22 protein-coding genes and 1 pseudogene are annotated in these 21,551 nt (G+C 71.6%); 12 read left to right on the forward strand and 11 right to left on the reverse strand.

The annotated features are described in order from the left end of the window. From L615_RS23975 to L615_RS00790, 6 genes are all read left to right on the forward strand, one after another. Window positions 1–1,120, forward strand: a 1,120-nt coding sequence (locus tag L615_RS23975) for a biotin--[acetyl-CoA-carboxylase] ligase (RefSeq protein WP_261376511.1), incomplete at its 5' end; no start/stop codon positions are given. Beyond that, window positions 1,113–2,075, forward strand: coding sequence for an adenylate/guanylate cyclase domain-containing protein (locus L615_RS00770; RefSeq protein ID WP_145723771.1), 963 nt, complete (start codon window positions 1,113–1,115; stop codon window positions 2,073–2,075). The genes L615_RS23975 and L615_RS00770, both read left to right, overlap by 8 nt. 123 nt (window positions 2,076–2,198) lie before the next feature. Then, a complete protein-coding gene (locus L615_RS00775) occupies window positions 2,199–2,525 on the forward strand; it encodes a winged helix-turn-helix domain-containing protein (protein WP_051485343.1) in 327 nt (108 codons plus the stop codon). Window positions 2,526–2,601: 76 nt separating this feature from the next. Beyond that, the gene (locus tag L615_RS00780; RefSeq protein ID WP_028653979.1) at window positions 2,602–3,780 is read left to right on the forward strand and encodes a 5-(carboxyamino)imidazole ribonucleotide synthase; all 1,179 of its coding nucleotides are present in this window, start codon (window positions 2,602–2,604) and stop codon (window positions 3,778–3,780) included. Between the two features lie 16 nt (window positions 3,781–3,796). Beyond that, window positions 3,797–4,291 (forward strand): 5-(carboxyamino)imidazole ribonucleotide mutase, encoded by a 495-nt coding sequence (purE, locus tag L615_RS00785; RefSeq protein WP_028653980.1) that lies wholly within the window; start codon window positions 3,797–3,799, stop codon window positions 4,289–4,291. A 19-nt stretch (window positions 4,292–4,310) separates the two neighbouring features. Continuing rightward, on the forward strand, window positions 4,311–5,504 hold the full coding sequence (locus L615_RS00790) for a heparan-alpha-glucosaminide N-acetyltransferase domain-containing protein (RefSeq protein WP_186449659.1): 1,194 nt from the start codon (window positions 4,311–4,313) through the stop codon (window positions 5,502–5,504). Here the strand turns inward: L615_RS00790 and L615_RS00795 are convergent. Next, window positions 5,461–5,898, reverse strand: a complete 438-nt coding sequence (locus L615_RS00795) for a CoA-binding protein (RefSeq protein ID WP_222430391.1) — start codon at window positions 5,896–5,898, stop codon at window positions 5,461–5,463. The genes L615_RS00790 and L615_RS00795 overlap by 44 nt on opposite strands. 11 nt (window positions 5,899–5,909) lie before the next feature. Beyond that, window positions 5,910–6,593, reverse strand: coding sequence for a TetR/AcrR family transcriptional regulator (locus L615_RS00800; protein ID WP_051485347.1), 684 nt, complete (start codon window positions 6,591–6,593; stop codon window positions 5,910–5,912). A 96-nt stretch (window positions 6,594–6,689) separates the two neighbouring features. On the opposite strand from L615_RS00800, the gene L615_RS00805 reads away from it, so the two are divergent. Continuing rightward, window positions 6,690–7,844, forward strand: coding sequence for an acyl-CoA dehydrogenase family protein (locus L615_RS00805; RefSeq protein WP_145723794.1), 1,155 nt, complete (start codon window positions 6,690–6,692; stop codon window positions 7,842–7,844). A gap of 375 nt (window positions 7,845–8,219) precedes the next feature. Here the strand turns inward: L615_RS00805 and L615_RS00810 are convergent. Further along, a pseudogene (locus L615_RS00810) lies at window positions 8,220–9,132 on the reverse strand (IS5 family transposase). A 494-nt stretch (window positions 9,133–9,626) separates the two neighbouring features. Here L615_RS00810 and L615_RS00820 point away from each other — a divergent pair. Continuing rightward, complete coding sequence (locus L615_RS00820) at window positions 9,627–9,848, forward strand: hypothetical protein (RefSeq protein WP_145723773.1); 222 nt, start codon at window positions 9,627–9,629, stop codon at window positions 9,846–9,848. Window positions 9,849–9,896: 48 nt separating this feature from the next. Here the strand turns inward: L615_RS00820 and ppgK are convergent, their stop codons facing one another. Continuing rightward, window positions 9,897–10,676, reverse strand: coding sequence for a polyphosphate--glucose phosphotransferase (gene ppgK, locus L615_RS00825; protein WP_145723774.1), 780 nt, complete (start codon window positions 10,674–10,676; stop codon window positions 9,897–9,899). Window positions 10,677–10,775: 99 nt separating this feature from the next. Here ppgK and L615_RS00830 point away from each other — a divergent pair, with 99 nt between their 5' ends. Together L615_RS00830 and L615_RS00835 are read left to right on the forward strand one after the other, a co-directional pair. After that, window positions 10,776–12,428 (forward strand): glycoside hydrolase family 13 protein, encoded by a 1,653-nt coding sequence (locus tag L615_RS00830; protein WP_222430392.1) that lies wholly within the window; start codon window positions 10,776–10,778, stop codon window positions 12,426–12,428. Between the two features lie 23 nt (window positions 12,429–12,451). Continuing rightward, window positions 12,452–13,474, forward strand: coding sequence for a LacI family DNA-binding transcriptional regulator (locus L615_RS00835; protein WP_145723776.1), 1,023 nt, complete (start codon window positions 12,452–12,454; stop codon window positions 13,472–13,474). On the opposite strand, the gene L615_RS00840 is transcribed toward L615_RS00835, so the two are convergent. Genes L615_RS00840 through L615_RS00860 form a run of 5 tightly spaced genes read right to left on the reverse strand, consistent with a single transcriptional unit; the run spans window position 13,446 to window position 18,608 of the window. Continuing rightward, window positions 13,446–14,330 carry a carbohydrate kinase family protein gene (locus L615_RS00840; RefSeq protein ID WP_145723777.1) on the reverse strand — a complete coding sequence of 295 codons (885 nt, stop codon included), beginning with the start codon at window positions 14,328–14,330 and terminating at the stop codon, window positions 13,446–13,448. The two genes, L615_RS00835 and L615_RS00840, sit on opposite strands and share 29 nt — an antisense overlap. Before the next feature lie 8 nt (window positions 14,331–14,338). Continuing rightward, window positions 14,339–15,436, reverse strand: coding sequence for an ABC transporter ATP-binding protein (locus L615_RS00845; RefSeq protein ID WP_145723778.1), 1,098 nt, complete (start codon window positions 15,434–15,436; stop codon window positions 14,339–14,341). Between the two features lie 9 nt (window positions 15,437–15,445). Further along, window positions 15,446–16,306, reverse strand: a complete 861-nt coding sequence (locus tag L615_RS00850; protein WP_222430393.1) for a sugar ABC transporter permease — start codon at window positions 16,304–16,306, stop codon at window positions 15,446–15,448. Next, the gene (locus L615_RS00855; RefSeq protein WP_222430394.1) at window positions 16,303–17,316 is read right to left on the reverse strand and encodes a carbohydrate ABC transporter permease; all 1,014 of its coding nucleotides are present in this window, start codon (window positions 17,314–17,316) and stop codon (window positions 16,303–16,305) included. Before L615_RS00855 ends, L615_RS00850 begins: the two co-directional genes overlap by 4 nt. After that, a complete protein-coding gene (locus L615_RS00860; RefSeq protein WP_145723779.1) occupies window positions 17,313–18,608 on the reverse strand; it encodes an extracellular solute-binding protein in 1,296 nt (431 codons plus the stop codon). Before L615_RS00860 ends, L615_RS00855 begins: the two co-directional genes overlap by 4 nt. Window positions 18,609–18,735: 127 nt before the next feature. Between L615_RS00860 and L615_RS00865 the strand changes: the two genes are divergently transcribed. Continuing rightward, the gene (locus L615_RS00865) at window positions 18,736–19,767 is read left to right on the forward strand and encodes a LacI family DNA-binding transcriptional regulator (protein WP_145723780.1); all 1,032 of its coding nucleotides are present in this window, start codon (window positions 18,736–18,738) and stop codon (window positions 19,765–19,767) included. Between the two features lie 7 nt (window positions 19,768–19,774). Here the strand turns inward: L615_RS00865 and L615_RS00870 are convergent, their stop codons facing one another. Together L615_RS00870 and L615_RS00875 are read right to left on the reverse strand one after the other, a co-directional pair. After that, a complete protein-coding gene (locus L615_RS00870; protein ID WP_145723781.1) occupies window positions 19,775–20,662 on the reverse strand; it encodes a hypothetical protein in 888 nt (295 codons plus the stop codon). Then, complete coding sequence (locus L615_RS00875; protein ID WP_186449660.1) at window positions 20,631–20,942, reverse strand: AlpA family transcriptional regulator; 312 nt, start codon at window positions 20,940–20,942, stop codon at window positions 20,631–20,633. Before L615_RS00875 ends, L615_RS00870 begins: the two co-directional genes overlap by 32 nt. Before the next feature lie 380 nt (window positions 20,943–21,322). Here L615_RS00875 and L615_RS00880 point away from each other — a divergent pair. Then, window positions 21,323–21,551: hypothetical protein (locus tag L615_RS00880; RefSeq protein ID WP_222430396.1), on the forward strand; the 229-nt coding region annotated here is incomplete at its 3' end.

Below are 21,551 nucleotides of genomic sequence, written 5' to 3' on the forward strand. Positions count from 1 at the left end.
CGGCCACAACGTCACCAAGGCGCTGGTCGCCCTCGGCCACGACGCGAAGGTGAAGTGGCCCAACGACGTGCTCCTCGGCGACGACCGCAAGGTCGCCGGGATCCTCGTCGAGCGGGTCGAGACGCCCGACGGCCCGGCCGCGATCATCGGGGTCGGGATCAACGTGACGATGACCACCGACGAGCTTCCGGTCGAGACCGCGACCAGCCTCGCCATCGCCGGTCCCGGCACGCCGGACCGCACCCGCGTCCTCGTCGAGGTGGTCAACGCCATCCGCGAGGGGTACGACGTGTGGCAGGCCGGCGGCGACCTCGGCACCGGCCGGCTGGCGACCTCCTACCGCTCGCACTGCGCGACCCTGGGCCGCGAGGTGCGTGTCGACCTCCCCGGCGGCGGCCAGCTGACCGGCACGGCCGTCGACATCGACCCCGACGGGCGGCTGGTCGTGGAGACCGCGTCCGGCACCGAGCGCGTCGGTGCCGGGGACGTCGTCCACGTCCGGGCGACCGGCTGRCGGCACGGCGCTGGSGGCGCGGGKGGGCCGCGCCGAGCGCACGGGACGCCCACGAACCGCGGCGAAGGGTGGGATGATCGTCCCGTGGCCATCTCGAAGAAGCTGCTCAACCCCGGTGAGCGCCTGGTGATCAGCACCCGCCAGCACCCCAAGGCGCTGTTCGTGCCGATCCTGGTGCTGGTCGTCCTCCTGGCGATCGGCGTGGTCGCCGAGGCGAACCTCGACGACACCGGCTTCCAGCAGGTGCTGGGCTGGGTGGTCTGGGCGCTCGTCGCCGCCGGCATCCTGTGGTTCACGGTCCGTCCGTTCCTGGTCTGGCTGACCACCGTGCACGGCTTCACCGACCGCCGGCTGATCACCCGCTACGGCATCCTGACCCGGCGCGGCCACGACATCCCGCTCGCCCGGGTCAGCGACATCTCCATCGAGATCAACCTCATCGACCGGCCGTTCGGCTGCGGCAGCCTGCTCATCGCCGACGCCTCGACGCACGGTCTCGTCCGGCTCAACGACATCCCGCACGTGGAGGCCGCGCAGCGCCAGCTCAACGAGCTGCTGCACGCGCTGCACCAGGGCCCCGCGGTGCGTCGCGACGAAGGTGTCTGACGAGAGCCCCGAGCTGTCCCTCCTCGGGGAGGAGCCGCAGCTCACCGCTGCCGAGGTCGCCGAGCGCGCCGGACTGCCGCTCGGGCGGGCCCGGCGCCTGTGGCGCACCCTGGGCTTCCCCGAGCAGGGCGACGCCCCGGCCTACACCGAGGCCGACGTCGAGGCACTGCGCCTGGTCACCGACCTCGTCGGCGAGGGGATCATCGACTTCGACATCGCCCTCAACGTCGCGCGCGGCGTCGGGCTGAGCATGTCCCGGCTCGCCGACTGGGAGGTGGGCGAGCTCGTCCACCACGTCGACGAGGCCTTCGTCGAGCACGGCGGTGACGAGGACAGCACCCCCGTCGACTGGGTGCTCGAGCGCTTCGGGCAGCGCTTCGAGGAGCTGCTCATCTACGCCTGGCGGCGCCACCTCGCGGCTGCGGTCGCCCGGATGGAGTCGCTGCGCGCGATCGACGCCGACCCGCACACGACCGACCTGAGCGTCGGGTTCGCCGACATCGTCGGGTTCACCGCGCTCTCCAACGAGGTGAGCCGCGACCGGATCGGTGAGCTGGTCGAGATCTTCGAGGCCCGCTGCGGCGACGTCATCGCCCGCGAGAACGGTCGGCTGATCAAGTCCATGGGTGACGCCGTGCTCTACGTCAACGACGACCCGCTGGCCGCCTTCGCGACCGCCGAGGGGATCATCAACGTCATCGGCCGCGACCCGCGGATGCCCGACGTGCGCGTCGGCCTCGCCACCGGCGGTGTCGTGCTCCGGCTCGGCGACGTCTTCGGTCCGCCGGTCAACCTGGCCGCCCGGCTGACCCAGGTGGCCCGCCGGAACCGGATCATCGTCGACCACGCCACGGCCGACCTGCTGCCCGCGGACCAGATCGAGTCCCGGCCGCTGCCGCCGCGCCCGGTCCGCGGTTTCGGCGTCGTGGAGCCGGTCGCCGTGCGCCGTGCCTGACCCCGGCGCTGACCCCGGCCCTGACCCCGGCCCTGACCTGCGGCGATGTGAGTCGGGGAACAGATAGGCAAAATTCTCACCGTTTCGCTACGGCGGCCCGCGCCGGTCCTTAACTTGGGGCCCGTGATCGAGGTGCAGGACGTGCGGGTCGACCCTTCGACCCGTCGCGCATGGCGGGGGGACCGTGAGGTCCTGCTGTCGCGCAAGGAGTTCGACCTCGTGCACGCCCTCATCTCTCGGGCGGGAACGGTCGTGACCCGCGAGGAGCTGATGCGCGAGGTGTGGGGCGTGACCTTCTGGACGTCGTCGAAGACGATCGACGTCCACCTGGGGTGGGTGCGCCGCAAGCTCGGCGACGACACGCGCCACCCCCGGCTGATCACGACGGTGCGCGGCCAGGGGCTGCGCTTCGAGGCCGAGGAGCCGGCCGGCCTCACCGGCACCGCCTGAGCGTCGCGCCGGGCACTCGCGTCGGGCGTCCCGCCTGACGTCTCTCGCCGCGCCGCGCTGGCATAGGGTTCCGCTCGTGCCTGCGACCGAACGTTCCCCGCGCATCGCCGTCATCGGCGGTGGCCAGCTCGCCCGGATGATGGCCCAGCCCGCGATCGCGCTCGGTGTCCCGCTGCGGCTGCTCGCGGAGGCCGAGGGCGTCTCCGCGGCGCAGGTGATCCCCGACCAGCAGGTCGGCGACTACCGCGACCTCGCGACCCTGCGCGCGGTGACCGAGGGCTGCTCGGTGGTCACCTTCGACCACGAGCACGTGCCCACCGAGCACCTGCGCGCCCTCGCCGCCGACGGCGTGGTCGCGCACCCCGGGCCCGAGGCCCTCGTCCACGCGCAGGACAAGGTCGTGATGCGCGAGGCGATGGCGCGCCTCGGCGCCCCGCAGCCGCGCTGGGCCGTCGTGGGGTCGGCCGCCGACGTCGAGGCGTTCGGCCTGCCGTGCGTGCTCAAGACCAGCCGCGGAGGGTACGACGGCAAGGGAGTCTGGTTCGCCCGGACGGCCGACGACGTGGCCGAGGCCCTCGCCACCGCCGAGCAGACCGGCGTGCGCCTGCTCGCCGAGGAGCTCGTCGACTTCCGCCGCGAGCTCTCCGCACTCGTCGCCCGCGCCCCGAGCGGCCAGGCGGCGGCGTACCCGGTCGTCGCGACGCTGCAGGTCGACGGCATCTGCCGCGAGGTCGTCGCCCCGGCGCCCGACCTCGACCCGGAGCTGGCCGCCGGCGCCCAGGAGCTCGCGCTGCGGATCGCCGGCGAGCTCGGCGTCACCGGCATCCTCGCCGTCGAGCTCTTCGAGGCCGTCGACGCCGACGGCACCCCCCGGGTGCTGGTCAACGAGCTCGCGATGCGCCCGCACAACACCGGCCACTGGACCCAGGACGGCGCGGTCACCAGCCAGTTCGAGAACCACCTGCGGGCGGCGCTCGACCTGCCGCTGGGCTCGCCCGAGCCGCGGGCCCGCTGGACGGTGATGGTCAACATCCTCGGCGGTGACAACCCCGACGTCGGCCGGCTCTACGACGGCTACCCGCACGCCCTGGCCCGGGACCCGCGGCTGCGGGTGCACCTCTACGGCAAGGACCTGCGCCCGGGGCGCAAGGTCGGCCACGTCAACACCTTCGGCGACGACCTCGAGGACTGCCTCGAGCGGGCCCGGCACGCGGCGGCCTGGTTCCGGGGCGACCTCGGCAACCATTCCGAGTAGCCCTAGGGTCGTGCCCATGAGTGCGCGTGTGGGCATCGTGATGGGCTCGGACTCCGACTGGCCGGTGATGCAGCTGGCCGCGGAGGCCCTGCAGGAGTTCGACATCGCCTACGAGGCCGACGTCGTCTCCGCCCACCGGATGCCGGAGGAGATGCTCGCGTACGGCAAGGAGGCCGCCGGCCGCGGCCTGTCGGTGATCATCGCCGGTGCCGGCGGCGCCGCCCACCTGCCCGGCATGCTCGCGGCCGTCACGCCCCTGCCGGTGATCGGCGTGCCCGTGCCGCTGAAGTACCTCGACGGCATGGACTCCCTGCTCTCGATCGTGCAGATGCCGGCCGGCGTCCCGGTCGCGACCGTCGCCATCGGCGGGGCCCGCAACGCCGGCCTGCTGGCCGTGCGCATCCTCGCCGCCACCGACCCTGCGCTGCAGCAGCGGATGACCGGGTTCCAGGCCGACCTGAAGGCCGCCGCCGAGGCGAAGGGTGCCGTGGTCCGCGGCCACGGAGGCTGATCTCCCGATGGTCCCGCGGGTGGCGCCGCTGCGACCGGGCCGCCTCGTCGGGATCGACGTGGCGCGCACCGTCGCGCTGCTCGGGATGATCGCCACCCACGTCCTCGACGGCCGTACGGCGAGCGGCGACCTCACCCTCGTCCAGTCGGTGGCCGGCGGCCGGGCCTCGGCCCTGTTCGCCGTGCTCGCCGGGGTCAGCATCGCGCTGATCAGCGGAGGCACCGAGCCGGTCCGCGGGGCCGAGCGCACCCGCACGGTCCTCGGCCTGGCTGCCCGTGCGGTGCTGGTCGCGGCGATCGGGCTGGTCCTCGGCGGCCTCGAGACCGGGCTGGCGATCATCCTCGCCTACTACGGCGTCCTGTTCCTGCTCGGCCTGCCGTTCGTCGCGCTGCGCGCCCTGCCGCTGGCGGTGCTCGCCGGGGTCTGGCTCGTGGTCGCGCCCGTCGTGTCCCACCTCGTGCGCCCCGAGCTGCCCGAGCGGGTCTACGAGAGCCCCGACCTGGGCCGGCTGGCGGAGCCGGGGCCGTTGCTGGCGGACCTGCTGCTGTCGGGCTTCTACCCGGCGCTGCCGTGGCTGGCCTACCTGCTGGCCGGGATGGCGATCGGCCGCACCGACCTGTCCGGCTGGCGCACGCCGCTGCGGCTCGCGGCCGCCGGGGCCGGGCTCGCGGTCGTCGCGACCGCGGTGTCCCGGCTGTTCACCGCGTCCCTTGAGGTGCGCACCGTGCTGGTGCCGTACCGGGTGACGACGGAGGAGCAGGTGCTGCGGATCCTCGCCGACAGCCAGCACGGGAGCACCCCGACCGGCGGCGCCTGGCAGTGGCTGCTCGTCGTGTCACCGCACTCCGCGACCCCGCTCGACCTCGCGCACACCATCGGCACGTCGATGGCGGTGATCGGGGTGGCGCTCGTCCTCGTCGCGGTGCTGCCGCGGTGGGGGCGCGCCGGGCTGGCCGTCGTGGCCGGCGCCGGCGCGATGCCGCTGTCGCTCTACACGCTGCACGTGGTGATGCGCACGCCCGAGGTCTGGCCCGCCGAGGTGGAGGGCAGCTTCGGCCAGCACGTGCTCGTCGTGCTCGGGACCGGGGCGGTGTTCGCCCTGCTCGGCCGGCGCGGGCCGCTGGAGTGGGTCGTCGGCTGGCCGGGGCGGCGGCTGCGGCGGGGGAGGGTCAGGCCCCTCGACGCCACTCGATCTTCGGGCACGTGTCCATGACCATCGGCACGCCCGCGGCGGTGGTGCGCTCGAAGGCGTCGTGGTCGATCACGCCGAGCTGGAACCACACGCCCTTCGCGCCGATCGCGACGGCCTGGTCGGCGAACTGGCCGGCCTCCTCCGATCGCCGGAACACGTCGACGACGTCGACCGGGAAGGGCACGTCGGCCAGCGACGCGTAGCCCTCCTCGCCGAGGACCTCGGAGGGCCCGTCGGGGGAGCCGAACACGGGGTGGATCGGCACGATCTTCTTGCCGTCGGCCTGGAGGGCCGCAGCGATGTCGTACGCCGTGCGGTTGGGGTTGCCCGAGAGGCCGACGATCGCCCAGGTCCCGCACTCCTCGAGCATGAAGTCGATGGCGTCACGGGACAGGTGGAGCGGTGCGGTGGTCATGGGGGTCCAACTCAGCCGCGGCCCGTTTTCTTCCTCGCCCCGCGCGGCGTGAGCGCCTCGCGCACCTGGCGCACCACCTGCTCGACGTCGGTCGAGCCGCTGGTGATCACGATCGTGGGCCGCTCCGGGGTGCCCCCGGCGTGCAGCAGGGTGAGCGCCAGGCCGAGGGCCGGGCCGAGCAGCGCCTCGGGGTCGTCGGTGTCGCCGCGCAGCCAGCGCCGCAGCACGTGGTTGTGCGCGATGACCACCGAGGAGGCCACCAGCTCCGCGCGCAGCGCCCCGTCCGGCTCCGACTCCAGCCACGCGTGGATGTGCTGCGAGAACAGCCGCACGTAGCGCTGCACGCTCGCGACCTCGCGGTCGCGGATCGCCGGCACCCTGCTGGAGAGCCGGTAGCGCGCCCGCGCGGTCTCGCCCTCCGCGAGGTACTGCGCGAGGACCATCCCGGTCGCCTCCCGCAACGCGGTCTCCGCCCCGGACGGCGCCGCGGTCGCGAGCCGGCCGGCCACCCGCCCGAGCAGGGCGTCGTGGTCGGGGAGCACCACGTCCTCCTTGCCGCGGAAGTGGCGGAAGAAGGTGCTGCGGCCCGTCCCGGCGCGAGCGGCGATGTCGTCGACCGTCGTGGCGTCGTACCCCTGGGCCTCGAAGAGCTCGAACGCGGCGGCGACCAGGCGGTCGCGGGTGGAGGCGGGCACGGGCTGAGGCTAGCTCGACGAAACGCAGTCTCGCTAGTACGATACTGAGTACCACTCGATTCCGATCCACAGGAGTGCCGCGTGAGCGACTACCCGATGTACGCCCTCTCCGAGGAGCACCTGGCCATCCGCGAGGCCGTGCGCGCCGTCTGCGACGCCAAGGTCGCGCCTTTCGCCGCCGAGGTCGACGAGGAGGCCCGCTACCCGCGCGAGGCCCACGAGGCACTCCAGGCAGCGGACTTCCACGCCCCGCACGTTCCCGAGGAGTACGGCGGTGCCGGCGCCGACGCGCTCGCCACCGTGATCGTGATCGAGGAGGTCGCCCGCGCCGACGTCTCCGCCTCGCTGATCCCCGCCGTGAACAAGCTCGGCTCCCTGCCGGTCATGATCGGCGGCGGCGAGGAGATCAAGAAGAAGTACCTCTCGAAGCTCGCTGCCGGCGAGGGTGGCTTCTCCTACTGCCTCTCCGAGCCCGACGCCGGCTCCGACGCCGCGAACCAGAAGACCCGCGCGGTGCGCGACGGCGACGGCTGGGTGCTCAACGGCACCAAGCGGTGGATCACCAACGCCGGTGAGTCGGAGTTCTACACCGTGCTCGCGATGACCGACCCGGAGAAGCGCAGCAAGGGGATCTCCGCCTTCGTCGTCGAGAAGTCCGACGAGGGCGTCTCCTTCGGTGCCCCGGAGAAGAAGCTCGGCATCAAGGGCTCGCCGACCCGCGAGGTCTACTTCGACAACGTGCGGCTGCCCGCCGACCGCCTCATCGGCGAGGAGGGCAAGGGCTTCGAGTACGCCATGAAGACCCTCGACCACACCCGCATCACCATCGCCGCCCAGGCCGTCGGCGTCGCCCAGGGCGCCCTCGACTACGCGCTCGGCTACGTCAAGGAGCGCCAGCAGTTCGGCAAGCCGATCGCCGACTTCCAGGGCCTGCAGTTCATGCTCGCCGAGATGGGCATGAAGGTAGAGGCCGCCCGCCAGCTCACCTACGCGGCCGCCGGTCGCTCCGAGCGCGGCGACGCCGACCTGACCTTCTTCGGCGCCGCGGCCAAGTGCTTCGCCTCCGACGTGGCCATGGAGGTCACCACCAACGCCGTGCAGGCGCTCGGTGGCTACGGCTACACCCGCGACTACCCGGTCGAGCGGATGATGCGCGACGCGAAGATCACCCAGATCTACGAGGGCACCAACCAGGTGCAGCGCATCGTGATGGCACGGCAGCTCCTTGCTGGGGTTCAATCGGAGCTCTGACCTGCGGGTTTGCGGGCAGAGCGACGGAGGAGTCCCTCTGATTGTGCCCGAGTTCTGCGCTGACGCATTGGCACTGAGAGGCGCTTCGAGGCACCGTCAGGCACCTGCTGTGTGTCGCTTGTGTGTCACTTGTGTGTCACTGCGGAGCGCCCGGACCGAGCTCGGCCGCTCCGCTTTTTCGTCCGAGTGCCTAGGTCGGAACCGGGGCTGCCCGGGGGACTGCTGAACGAAGACGGCGGATCGCCGAACGGGAGGTCGCCGTGAGCGAGTTGAGACGGACCTTGGCGCAGGCAGAGGGCGAGTACGAGGCGATGCGGTAGGCCAACCGAGAGTTGGCCCGACAGTCGATGTGCCCCGTCGACTAGGGCGTGTCTCCTAAGTCGCGAGCCAGATGGTGATGGCGCGTAGGACGACCGCGCCCCGATAGACGACTGCGAGCTTGTCGTAGCGGGTGGCGATGCCACGCCATTGCTTGTGGTCGTTGAAGGACCGCTCGACCACGTTGCGCCGCTTGTAGACGGCCGGGTCGAACCCGGGCGGGCGCCCGCCCCGTGAGCCACGACGTCGGCGGTTTGCGACCTCGTCACCGCGTTGAGGGATCACGGTGCGCACGCGCCTGCTGCGCAAGATCGCGCGGTTCGAGCGTGAGGAGTAGGCCTTGTCGCCGATCACCGCGTCCGGGCGCGTGCGTGGCCGTCCCGGACCGAGCCGCTTCACCGCGAGGTCGGCCAGCAAGAACTTGAGCATCGGGGCATCGCCCGCCTGGCCGGCGGTCAGGCCGATGACCAGCGGCCGCTTGCGACCGTCGACGAGTTGATGGATCTTGGTCGACAACCCGCCACGGGAGCGGCCGATTGCGTGATCGGGAGGCTCGTGAGCAGGGTCGGCGGCCGAGTTCTTGTAGTTCGACTCAGCCCCCTGTGAGGCCCGCAGGACGCTCAACACGCGACAACGTGGTGGCGTGCTGATGGGTGCGGTTGATCGTGGCGTCGATCGACACAGTCCAGTCGACCTCGCCAGCGGCGTCCGCCTCGGCGATGAGATGGGCGTGGATCCGGTCCCAGGTGCCATCACGGCTGAACCGGCGGTGTCTCTTCGAGACCGTCTGGTGCGGTCCGAAGCACTCCGGAAGGTCACGCCAGCTGATCCCTGTCCGGAGCCGGTAGATGATCCCCTCGATCACCTGCCGGTGATCGCGAAACGGACGGCCGCGCTGGCCGTCCGAGGACGGCATCAACGGCTCGATCCGCTCCCACTGAGCGTCCGAGAGCACCGCAACACGAGACATGCACGCAGCAAATCAGTCAACGGCACTCAGATTAAGGAGCCGCGCCCTAGGTGTGGTGCTCAGGCACGTTGGTCGAGATCCTGCGACGATACGGTCTGACCTGTAGATGGACGAACGCCTCCCCGGTGTGGAGTGGAGCTGTCTAGGAACCGCTCCGGCACCGCAGGAGGCCTTCGTGTCACACGCTACCCATGCCGACGCAGCCCTGACGCCGCGCGCCCGGCTCAGGCTCGCGCGCCTCGTCCGTCGATCAGGGCTGGCCGCCAGCTCGTGCGGCCGAGCGCTACGACGTCTCGTAGCGGACCGCGAAGAAGTGGGCGGATCGCTACCGCGTCGAGGTTCCCGCGTGGCCAGCGCTCTGATGAACCCGTGCGCCTGGTCGACCTCCTGCTGGCCGAGGTGGGCGAGCGCGCCGAGCTGCTACAGCTCGGCCTCGTCGACGAGGCGGGGCGGGCTCGACGCTCTTGGACGAGGTGGGGGTGACGACGGTCGGGGTGTCGAAGCCGACCTCGCCGGCGAGCCGGACCGTGGCGTTGCTGGTCGACCGCTGCGCGATCCAGCCACGCTGGATCGAGTTGTCACGCGGGTCGAACAGCTTGCCGTCCCCTGCCGTCCCCTCGACCGTGGCGGCGATCGCCAGGGTGCCGATCTTCGTGGCGGTGATCGTGAACGGCACCGCACGGGTGCCCGAGGACGTCAGCACGGCCGGCCGGTGACCTGGTCGTGGTCTACCAGCTCGTGCAGTGGGTCGCGCCGACCGATCCTCAGTACGCCGGCTGAGGGGCCCGGTCCCGGCCGGCGGCGAGCACCGCCGCGCCGATCGCCCCCGCGTCGTTGCCAAGGGCGGCGGCCGTGATCGGGGTCCGGATGTCGATGTGGGGGAGGAACTCTCCGGCGCTGGCACTCACGGCGCCCCCGACGACGATCAGGTCGGGGGCGAGGAGCGCCTCAAGATGGAGATAGTACGTCGTGAGCCGCTCCGCCCAGGACCGGTAGCTCAGCTTCTCGCGGTGCAGCGCCGACGTCGCCGCTCGGTGCTCGGCCGGGCACCCGTCGACCTCGACGTGACCGAGCTCGGTGTTCGGCAGCAGGGTGCCGTCGAGGAGGAGGGCGCTGCCGATGCCCGTACCGAGCGTGGTGACGAGGACGACCCCGGCCCGGCCGCACGCCGCGCCGAAGGCTGCCTCCGCGACGCCCGCGGCATCGGCGTCGTTGACGACATGCACCGGCCCCGGGACGAGGTCGGCGAGCGCCGAAAGGGCGTCGAAGCCGACCCAGGCGGGGTCGATGTTCGCCGCCGTGCGCACCACCCCGTCGCGGACGACACCGGGCAGGGTGACGCCGATCGGTGTGCCGGGCGCCGGGGCCAGGGCGCGGGCGAGTCCGACCACCTCGGCGAGCACGCGGGATGGGCTGGCTGGCCGGGGGGTGGCGATCGTCGCCCGCGGGGCGACGAGGCCGCCGGTGGCGGGGGCGACGAGGGCGGCCTTGATCGTCGTACCACCCACGTCGACGCCCACGGCGCAGTCGGGAAGTGCAGTCATGGCGCTGAGGGTAGGGAGCGGGCGGACGGGTCGCAAGGCGTTTGCTGCAACTTGCGGAAATCTTGCAGAATGCCGCGACGAACCACTAGCGTCCTGGCCATGTCCCTCCCCGCAGCGCCCGCCGCGTCGTCCGACTGGTGGCGCCACGCCGTCATCTACCAGGTCTACCCGCGCAGCTTCGCCGACGGCGACGGCGACGGGATCGGTGACCTCGCGGGCGTCCGCTCGCGGCTGCCGTACCTGCGCGACCTCGGGGTCGACGCCGTCTGGCTCTCGCCGTTCTACGCCTCGCCCCAAGCCGACGCCGGCTACGACGTGTCGGACTACCGACGGGTCGACCCCATGTTCGGTGACCTCGCGGATGCCGCGGGACTCATCGAGGACGCCCACGAGCTCGGGCTCCGGGTGATCGTCGACCTGGTGCCCAACCACTGCTCCGACCAGCACGACTGGTTCCAGCGGGCGCTGCGCGCCGGCCCGGGGTCGACCGCGCGCAAGCGCTTCCACTTCCAGCCGGGGCGCGGCCAGCAGGGCGAGCTGCCTCCCAACGACTGGGAGTCCGTCTTCGGCGGGCCGGCGTGGACCCGGGTGCCGGACGGCGAGTGGTACCTCCACCTCTTCGCCCCGGAGCAGCCGGACCTCAACTGGGACCACCCGGCGGTGCACGACGAGTTCCGCTCGGTCCTGCGCTTCTGGCTCGACCTGGGTGTCGACGGCTTCCGGATCGACGTCGCCCACGGCCTGGTCAAGGCACCGGGGCTGCCCGACGTCGGCGGCTCGGAGCAGTCGAAGCTGCTCGGCAACCTGGCGACGCCGTACTTCGACCAGGACGGGGTCCACGAGATCTACCGCGACTGGCGCCGGGTCCTCGACGAGTACGACGGCGAGCGGATCTTCGTCGCCGAGGCCTGGACCCCGACGGTCCAGCGGGCCGCGCGGTACGTCCGCAGCGACGAGCTCCACCAGGCGTTCAACTTCCCCTACCTGTGCACCGACTGGGACGCCGACGCGCTGCGGGGGATCGTCGACCTGACGCTGGAGGCCATGGGCGAGGTCGGCGCGCCGGCGACGTGGGTGCTGTCCAACCACGACGTGACCCGCCACGCCACCCGGTTCGCGAACCCTCCCGGCCTCGGCATCCAGATGGTGACGCCGGGCGACCGGCAGCTGGGTCTGCGGCGGGCACGGGCGGCGACGCTGCTCATGCTCGGCCTGCCCGGCTCGGCCTACGTCTACCAGGGCGAGGAGCTCGGCCTGCCCGACGTCACCGACCTGCCGGACGAGGTGCGCGCCGACCCGTCCTTCCACCGCGCCGACGGCCAGGACGGCTTCCGGGACGGCTGCCGGGTGCCGATCCCGTGGTCCGGCGCCGCCGCGCCGTACGGCTTCGGGCCCCAGGACGGCGGTCCCAGCTGGCTGCCCCAGCCCGACGAGTGGGCCGACCTCAGCGTGGAGGCGCAGACGGGCGTCGACGGCTCCACCCTCGAGCTCTACCGCTCGGCACTCGCCACCCGCCGCGCGCACGCGTCACTGCAGGGGGGCGAGCTCGCCTGGCTGGACGCCCCGGCGGGCGTCCTCGCCTTCCGCCGGACCTCCGGTGGGGGTGCCCCGGTGGTGGTCACCGCCAACACCACGGGGGACCATGTGCGCATGGCCGTCCCCGGTGAGCTCCTCCTCGCCTCCTCTCCCGTCGAGCTCGCGGACGGCGGCGCCGTGCTGCCGCCGGACACCACCGCCTGGTGGGCCGTCTGAGCCACGACAGGGGACCGAGGGCCATGGACCAGCCGCGTCTGCTCGACATCGCCAGCCACGCCGGAGTCAGCGAGGCCACCGTCTCGCGGGTGCTGAACGGCAAGGCGGGAGTGTCGGCGGGGACGCGGAAGGCCGTGCTCGCGGCACTCGACGAGCTCGGCTACGAGCGCTCGGGCCGCCCCCAGCGGTCGCGTGCGGGGCTGGTGGGCCTGATCATCCCGGAGCTGAGCAACCCGATCTTTCCCGCCATGGCCCAGGTCATCGAGCAGCACCTCGCCCGGCACGCCCTCATCCCGGTGCTGTGCACCCAGACGCCGGGCGGCGCCACCGAGGGCGAGCTCGTCGATCTCCTGGTCGAGCGCGACGTCACCGGGATCGTCTTCGTGTCCGGGGTGCACGCCGACATGTCCGCGGACCACACGCGCTACGCCCGCCTGACGGCGAGCGGCGTGCCGTTCGTGCTCATCGACGGCTACAGCGAGCAGATCTCGGCCCCCGTCGTGTCGGCGGACGACGTCGCGGCGATGCGGATGGCCGTCGAGCACCTCGTCGAGCTCGGCCACGAGCGGATCGGGCTCGCGCTCGGACCGGACCGCTTCGTGCCGGTGGTCCGCAAGGTGGCCGGGTTCACCGAGGCGATGGCGGCCCGCGGGCTGCCGCCCGGCCGTGTGCAGCACTCGCTCTTCACGCTCGAGGGCGGTCGCGCGGCGGCCGACGCCCTCCTCGACGACGGCTGCACGGCGATCGTCTGCGGCAGCGACATCATGGCCCTCGGCGCCGTTCGCGCGGTTCGGGCGCGCGGCCTCGACGTGCCGCGGGACGTGTCGGTCGTCGGGTTCGACGACAGCCCGATGACCGCTTTCACCGATCCGCCGCTGACCACGATCCGCAAGCCGGTCGAGGCAATGAGCACCGCCGCGGTCGACGCTCTCGTCGACGAGATCCGGGGCAGCACCGCGCACCGGACCGAGTTCCTGGTCCAGCCCGAGCTGGTCCTGCGCGGCTCGACCGGTCGCCCTAGCGACCGCCCGGGTCTGCAGGACTGAGCAGCTCGTCCAGCGCCGGGTGCAGGTGCCGGCTCCCGAGCACCCGGGCGGCCGACCTCGCTCCCGCGGCGAGCGCCTCGGGGAGCTCGGCACCGGCCAGGTGGGCATCGAGCACGCCGGCGAAGAACGCGTCGCCCGCGCCGTTGGTGTCGACCACCTCCACGGGCACCGCCGCCACGCGGTGGACGCGTCCGGACCGCTCCACCGCGATCGCGCCCTCGGCGCCGAGGGTGCACACGGCGAAGGCCGCGCCGTGGCGCAGGCAGCGGGCCAGGAGGTCGAGCGGGTCGGACGTGGCGTCGCCGTTCACGAAGACCGCGTCGGCCGCCTCGAGGAAGGGCTGGTGGAAGTCCGCCCGGCCGTCGTGGTCGTGGAGGTCGGTCCAGATCGGCCGACCCGCGGCGCGAGCGGTCGGCAGCAGGCGTCGTGGCTCCGCCCCCAGGTCGAGTACGACGACCGCGGACCCGGCCATCAGCTCCCGCACCGCGCGGTCGTGCTCCTCGTCGTCCGGTCCGGCCGGAGGGTGGGCCAGGTAGATGGACACCCGCTCGCCCGCGGGGGTCATCAGGTTGAGGTGCTGCTCGGTCACGTCGGCCGGCTCGGCACGTACCTGCACGCCCGCCGCGGTCAGGACCGACCGGACCAGCTCGCCGGCGGGGTCGTCGGCCAGCTGGGTGGACAGCACCACCTCGCGACCGGCCCCGGCGAGCGAGAGCGACTTGCCGGCCGACGTACCGCCGACGGTGTGCCAGGCGTGCCTCGCGACGACCGTGTGGGGGACCGGCTCGGGGAGCCGGTCGAGCAGCACGATCCGGTTCCACGAGGCGGGCCCCACCACCAGGACGCGCCCGGACACGTCGTCGGTCAGCCCCGCGGCAGCGCCTCGCCGGTCTCCGGCGAGAACGCGTGCAGGCGCTCCGGCAGGATCCGGAAGTGCACCCGGCTGCCCTTCTCCGGCACGCTGCGCGGCGCGACCTTGGCGACCAGCTGAGGGTCGCGCAGGGTGGCACCCTCGAGCGTGCCGTAGAGGAAGGCCTCGGAGCCGAGCTCCTCGGCGACGAGGACCTCGACGGCGAAGGCGTCGGTCGCGTCGGCCGTCGCCAGCTCCAGCGCCTCCGGCCGGAAGCCGAGGACGACCTCGTCGGACGTGAGCGCGGCTCGCGTCTCCCGCGACAGCGGCACCCGCGCCCCGCCGACGACGGCGCTCTCGCCGTCGACCCGGAAGGTGCCGAGGTTCATGGCCGGCGAGCCGATGAAGCCGGCGACGAAGGCGTTGGCCGGCCGGTCGTAGAGCTCGAGCGGGGCGGCCACCTGCTGGAGGAGGCCGTCCTTGAGGACCGCCACCCGGTCGCCCATCGTCATCGCCTCGACCTGGTCGTGGGTGACGTAGACGGTCGTGATCCCGAGCCGGCGCTGCAGCGCCGCGATCTGGGTGCGGGTGGACACCCGGAGCTTGGCGTCCAGGTTGGACAGCGGCTCGTCCATGAGGAAGACCTGCGGCTCCCGGACGATCGCGCGCCCCATGGCGACGCGCTGGCGCTGTCCGCCGGACAGGGCCTTCGGCTTGCGGTCGAGGTAGGGCTCGAGGTCCAGCACGCGCGCCGCGTCGGCGACCCGCGCGGCGATCTCGGACTTGGCGACGCCGGCGATCTTGAGGGCGAAGCCCATGTTCTCGCCCACGGTGAGGTGGGGGTAGAGGGCGTAGCTCTGGAAGACCATGGCGATGTCGCGGTCCTTGGGGCGCAGGTGCGTGACATCGCGGTCGCCGATCCGGATCGAGCCGGACGTGACGTCCTCCAGGCCGGCGAGCATCCGCAGGCTGGTGGACTTGCCGCAGCCCGACGGGCCGACCAGGACGAGGAACTCGCCGGGCCGGACCTCCAGGTCGAGGCTGTCGACGGCGGGCGTGGTCGCGCCGGGGTAGACCCGGGTGGCGGAGTCGAAGACGACAGGGGTGGACATCGGGGGCTCCTAACCCTTGGTGCCACCGGCGGTGAGCCCGGCGACGAGGTGTTTCTGTGCGAAGTAGAAGACGAGGGAGGCCGGCAGCATGATCAGCACCGCGCCTGCCGTGAGCAGGTCCCACTGCGGGTTGAACTGCGGCACGAACTGCTGGAGACCGGCACCCAGGGTCAGCTTGTCGTCGCTGAGGATGAAGGCGATCGCGTAGGCGACCTCGCCCCACGCGGTCAGGAACGTGTAGAAGGCGGTGACGGCCAGCCCCGGTCGCGCCAGCGGGAGGATCACGTACCAGAACGTCTTGAACGGTCCCAGCCCGTCGATCGCCGCGGCCTCGTCGAGGTCGCGGGGGATCGTGTCGAAGTAGCCCCGCAACATCCACGTGCAGAAGGGCACGGCGACCGTGCAGTACGCGATGACCAGCGACGCCTTGGTGTCGATCAGGTTCAGCGACGCCATGATCGTGTAGATCGGGACGATCAGGATGGCGACCGGGAACATCTGCGTGATCAGGAAGACCCACATCAGGCCGCGCTTGCCCGGGAAGTTGAACCTGCTCAGCGCGTAGCCGGCGGTCGCCGACATGGCCATGCCGACGACCATCGTGAACGCGGCGACGATGACCGAGTTGAGGAACCACGTGGGGAAGTTCGTGTCGAACAGCACCCGCTGGTAGTTGTCGAGCGTCGGCTGGTCGATCAGCGTCACCTCGCTGGACTGGATCGCGCTCTTCGGCTTCAGCGAGGCCAGGAACACCCACACCACGGGGAAGAGCGCGATCACGACCGCGGTGAGGAGGGTGGCGTGCAGGGCGAGCGAGGCGCCGACGCTGCGCTCCTCGCGGCCACGGGGACGAGCGGGACGGGGGGTCACCAGACTTCTCCTCGGCTCCGGAGGACTCGGCGGTACATGGCGGCGTACACGACCAGCAGGGAGAGGATCAGGACGCCGTACGTCGCCGCGAGCGAGTAGTTGCGCAGGCCCTCGAAGGCCGCGCGGAAGGCCCCGGTCACCAGGATCTCGGTCTCTCCCGCGGGCTCGCCGCCGGTGACGAAGAAGATGATCGGGAACATGTTGAAGGTCCAGATGGTGCCGAGCAGGATCACGGTCGAGCTGACCGGTCGCAGGCCCGGGAGGGTCACGTTGCGGAAGCGCTGCCAGGGCGAGGCGCCGTCCATCTCCGCCGCCTCGTAGAGGTCGGAGGGGATCGCCTGCAGCCCGCCGAGGATCGCGACCATCATGAACGGCACACCCAGCCACACATTCGTGACGATCGCCGCGAACATCGCGGTCCACCGGTGGTTGAACCAGTCGACCGGGTCGATGCCGAGGTCGATCAGGACCGAGTTGACCAGCCCGAACCGCGGGTTGAACAGGAACTTCCATGCGAAGGCGCTCACGAAGGCCGGGACGGCCCACGGCACGATGAGAAGCACGCGGTAGAGACTCCGCCCGCGGAACCTCCGGTTGAGCAGGACCGCGAGGCCGAGCCCGATCGTGTAGTGGAAGAACACGCAGGCCGTCGTCCACACGATCGTGTTGGTGAAGAGCAGCCAGAACTTGCCGCGCTCGCCGGTCAGGAGGTCGACGTAGTTGTCGAGGCCGACGAACTGGGCGCGGTCGGGGTTGTCGACGCACTCCTCGCCGCCACCGAGGGTCTTGGTGCAGATGACGTCGCGGTTGTTCGACTCGTTGAGGTCGGTGAAGGACTGGAAGATGCCCTGGAAGAGCGGGTAGAGGACCAGCGCCCCGAGCACGATCACGGTGGGCAGCACCATCGCCCACGCGTACCAGTGCCGGTCGAGGAGCCGCCGGACCCGGCCCCGGGCGGCGGGGGCGGGGCCCGGCTCGTGGCCGGGCCCCGCGGAGGTCGCCGTGGTCACGGCAGGTCGTAGTCCGGGACGACGTCGGACTTGAACGTGTCGGCGGTCTGGTCGAGGACCTTGGCCGGGTCCTCGCCCTTCACCAGCACCCGGGTGGCCATCTCGTCGAGCGGTGCGAAGAACAGCCCGCCCTCGGGGATCCACGGCCGGGCGACCGAGACGTCGAGCGCCGCCTTCCAGGCGGTGACGCTCTGGTTGTCCGAGATCAGGTCGTAGGCGCCCTCGTTGGTGGGCAGCAGGCCGAGCTCGTCGGCGAGGAAGGCCTCCGACTCCGCCGACGTCATGAACTGGATGAAGGCGGTGGCCGCGTCGGCCTTGGCCTCGTCCATGCCGGAGTAGACGACGTAGTTGTGGCCGCCGACCGGCGCGCCCGCGCCGGCGGAGCCGCCCGGGACCGGGGCGATGCCGAGGTTCTCGAAGCCGCCGAACTTCGGGTCGTTGGAGATGTTGGCGACCTCCCACGGCCCGTTGATGATCATGCCGACCTTGCCCTCCTTGAAGAGGGTCATCATCGTCCCGTAGGAGTCGTTGGCGTCCGGCTTCGGAGCGGCGCCCGACGTCACCAGGTCCTGGGCGACCTTGATGCCGGCCTTGTTCTCGTCCGAGGCGACCTCGATGGTCTTCGCCTCGGTGTCGACGAGGTCACCGCCCTCGCCGTACATGAACGGGAGGAGGAAGTAGCCGGCGCTGTTGACGTAGATGCCCTCGACGCCCGCCTTCGCCTTCAGCTGCGCAGCGGCGTCCTCGACCTCGTCCCACGTGGTCGGCGCCTGCTCGATGCCGGCCTTCTCGAAGAGCTCCTTGTTGTACATCAGGCCGAGGGTGTCGGTGACCTGCGGGACGCCGTAGGTCTTGCCGTCGTACACGTTGGAGGAGAGCGGGGTCTCGAGGTAGTCGTTGTCCTCGAGCAGGGGCGTGCCGTCGAGGGCGTAGAGGTGCCCGGCGGCCGCGAACTCCGGCACCCAGGCGACCTCGGCGCGCAGGATGTCGGGGGCGCCCTGTCCGGCCTCGGCGGCGGTCTTGAACTTGTTCTGCGCCTCGCCGAACGGGACGGACTGGTAGTTGATCGTGACGTTCGGGTACTCCGCGTTGAACTTCTTGATCAGCTCCTTGAACGCAGGCGCCTCGTTGGTCGGGTCCGAGGTGTCCCACCAGGTCAGCTCGGCCGACAGCGAGGCCGGGTCGACGTCGTTCGAGGACTTCTTGTCGTCGCTCTCGCTGTCCCCGCCGCCACAGGCGGACAGGACGAGGGCGAGGGCAGCGATGCCGGCAGCGGGCAGCGTGCGGCGCATGGTGCTCCTTGGGGTGAGCGCGAATGGGAAGAGGCAGCCGTCTGTGACGGCAGTCACGGACCGTAGCAACGATTTGCAGAATCTGGAAGCCCTTGCGGTGATGTTGCAAGCGGTGTTGGATGAGCCCATGGGCACGCTCACGGACATCGCCGGGGAGGCCGGCGTCAGCGAGGCGACGGTCAGCCGGGTTCTCAACGACAAGCCCGGCGTGAGCGAGAGCGCCCGCCAGGCGGTCCTGGTCGCCCTCGACGTGCTGGGCTTCGAGCGGCCGGCGAAGCTGCGCCGCCGCAGCGGTGGCCTCGTCGGGCTCGTCGTGCCCGAGCTCGACAACCCGATCTTCCCGGCCTTCGCCCAGGTCATCGAGGACGCGCTCGCCCGCCGGCGCTACACCCCGGTGCTGTGCACGCAGTCGCCCGGCGGCATCTCCGAGGACGAGTACGTCGAGTCGCTGCTCGACCACGGTGTCGCCGGGATCATCTTCGTGTCGGGCCGTCATGCGGACACCTCCGCAGACCACGAGCGCTACCGCTCGCTGGTGGAGCGGGGCATGCCGGTGGCCTTCATCAACGGCTACGCCGAGGACGTCGACGCGCCCTTCCTGTCGACCGACGACGCCGCCGCGATGGAGCTGGCCGTCGCGCACCTCGTGCAGCTGGGCCACCGCCGGATCGGGTTGGCGACCGGACCCTCGCGGTTCGTGCCCTCGCGCCGCAAGCGGGCCGGCTTCACCGATGCGGTGCGACGCCTGCTCGACCTGTCGGAGGAGGAGGCGGTCTCGTGGGTGGAGGAGGGACTGTTCACCGTCGAGGGGGGCGCGGCCGCCGCCCGCAGCCTGGTCGAGCGCGGTGCGACCGGCATCGTCTGCGCGTCCGACCTGATGGCGATGGGTGCGGTCCGCGGTGTCCGCGACCTCGGGCTCGCGGTGCCCGACGACGTGTCGGTGGTGGGCTTCGACGACTCGATCCTGATCGGCTTCCTCGACCCGCCGCTGACGACGGTGCGCCAGCCGGTGCAGCCGATGTGCGCGGCCGCGGTGGCGGCGGTGGCGGATGCCATCGTGGGTGAGCCGATCCCGTCGAAGGAGTACATGTTCAAGCCGGAGCTGGTCGTGCGCCGCTCGACCGGGCCCGGCCCGGCGTCCGGCCAGCGCCAGGGTTAGGTCCGGGCTACTGCCGCAGCCGGGGGTCCTGGGGCGGGTCGTCGTACGGCTGGGGGCAGTGAGCGCCGATCGCCTCGCGGCGCAGCTCGAAGTGCCAGCCATGTTCGGACCGCATGTCAAGCTCTTTGCCCCGTCGGCGGTGTCGTCGTACACCACTCTCGTGGACTCCACTATCGTGCCTCAGTGCCAGCAGCTCATTGATGCGCAGGCCGGTGGCAAAGGCCAGCAGAACCAAGCGTTCACCGTAACGAGGGTAAACCTCCTCGAACGCTGCCGCGTACGCCTCGATGTCCGAGACCTTCGGGCAGGTAGCGAACAGGTACCGCTTCGACGCCGCGGCCTTGCGAATCTGCGCACGTTTGCGGGCCTTCTTGACGATCTTTCGGCGACGACGTGGGTCGCCGAACGGCTCGGAGGATGCGAAATAGCCCCGGTCGACGGCCCACTCCATGAGAACGCCGAGCGTCCGTGCGATGTTCTTGATCGTGGACTCGGAAGCCTTCTCGGCGTTGGCGTGGTCGAAGATGGCTGCCCAATGGCGGATGTCCACATCCAGGCAGCGCAATGCGCCAATTTTCGCGGGAACCCAAGTGTTCCAGTTCGACTTGTACTGGCGGATGCTGCCTTCGGGTTCATCGGCCGTTCTCATCGCGGCGAGCATGTCCTGCATGACCTGGTCGAGCGTTGAGTTCGCCCGAGGGCCGAGGCCGTGGGCGCGGGCTAGCAGGGCGCGCAGTTCCGCAGCGCGAACCTCTGCCTTGGCCCGAGTCCCGCATCGCTGTTGGACCCGCTCTCCCACACCAGGCTTGCCGCCGGTCCAGTACCAGATCCTGCCGTCCGCGTAGACGCGGACGGGATCATCATCACGGCGCTTGGTCTTGGGCTCTGTGGACACGCTGGGCCCCCTTGGCCTTCTTCGTGGCCTTGGGCTGGACCTTGTCTTCCGCCGCGTCGTCGGCGAAATGGCATGACGCCGTCGGCGCGGGGTCCATCCAGCGGCGGATCGTCGCCGGGCTCCAACGGGGGGGGGACTTGCCGAGCATGACGGGAGCAGGAAACGTCTTGTCCTCGCGGCGCAAGTCCGCCAGGTGCCGGAGGCTGATCTCCAGCATCTCGGCCAAGGTGGTGGGGGTCAGCATCTTCTCGGTCGGCGCGAAGCCATATGTGTCTGTCATGGGAAGGACCGGTGTGACGCCGGCGAACTTGCGCAGTCTCCGCAGGCACTGAGCGGCGTGATCTGGCACACACTGGCACGGCTTGTGTGACAGATGTGTGCCTCTCAACGGATGTTCGCGCAGGTCAGGCGTGGTCTGTGGCCTCTGGCCCCAAGACCACCCAGATCTACGAGGGCACCAACCAGGTGCAGCGCATCGTCATGGCCCGCCAGCTCCTCGCCGGCGTGCAGTCGGAGCTCTGAGCCCCCTCCCCGCCTGACCGGAACCCCGCGGCGCGCCCCTCGGCGCACCGCGGGGCTTCGTCGTACCCGCGTGCGGACGAGGCAGGTGTCGCTCCGCGTCGACGTCGCGCCGGCGGCGCTCGGCCTACCCTGCTGGGCATGACCGGCGTTGCCGAGACGGACCGGCGACCGGAGCCCCCGGCCCCGGCGCCGTGGGTGTACGACGTCCTGCTGGCTCTCGGCGTCGCGCTGGTCGTCTCCCTGGTCATCGCCGCCGACGTGGACGGGGCGGGCGCGGCGGCGGCGGCGTACGCGTGGCCGGTCCTGCTGGGCGCCCTCCTGCTCCTCCGGCGCCGGTTCCCGGCGGTCGTGGCCGCGCTGTCGGGCG

Origin of the sequence: Nocardioides sp. J9 (assembly GCF_007829375.1) — a bacterium.
Lineage (GTDB): Bacteria > Actinomycetota > Actinomycetes > Propionibacteriales > Nocardioidaceae > Nocardioides.

Excerpts from the sequence above, each read along its gene's own strand:
- purE (WP_028653980.1), top strand. The coding sequence starts at position 3,797 with ATGAGTGCGCGTGTGGGCATCGTGATGGGCTCGGACTCCGACTGGCCG.
- L615_RS00795 (WP_222430391.1), bottom strand. The coding sequence starts at position 5,898 with ATGACCACCGCACCGCTCCACCTGTCCCGTGACGCCATCGACTTCATG.
- L615_RS00805 (WP_145723794.1), top strand. The coding sequence starts at position 6,690 with ATGTACGCCCTCTCCGAGGAGCACCTGGCCATCCGCGAGGCCGTGCGC.
- ppgK (WP_145723774.1), bottom strand. The coding sequence starts at position 10,676 with ATGACTGCACTTCCCGACTGCGCCGTGGGCGTCGACGTGGGTGGTACG.
- L615_RS00830 (WP_222430392.1), top strand. The coding sequence starts at position 10,776 with ATGTCCCTCCCCGCAGCGCCCGCCGCGTCGTCCGACTGGTGGCGCCAC.
- L615_RS00835 (WP_145723776.1), top strand. The coding sequence starts at position 12,452 with ATGGACCAGCCGCGTCTGCTCGACATCGCCAGCCACGCCGGAGTCAGC.
- L615_RS00845 (WP_145723778.1), bottom strand. The coding sequence starts at position 15,436 with ATGTCCACCCCTGTCGTCTTCGACTCCGCCACCCGGGTCTACCCCGGC.
- L615_RS00860 (WP_145723779.1), bottom strand. The coding sequence starts at position 18,608 with ATGCGCCGCACGCTGCCCGCTGCCGGCATCGCTGCCCTCGCCCTCGTC.
- L615_RS00865 (WP_145723780.1), top strand. The coding sequence starts at position 18,736 with ATGGGCACGCTCACGGACATCGCCGGGGAGGCCGGCGTCAGCGAGGCG.
- L615_RS00875 (WP_186449660.1), bottom strand. The coding sequence starts at position 20,942 with ATGACAGACACATATGGCTTCGCGCCGACCGAGAAGATGCTGACCCCC.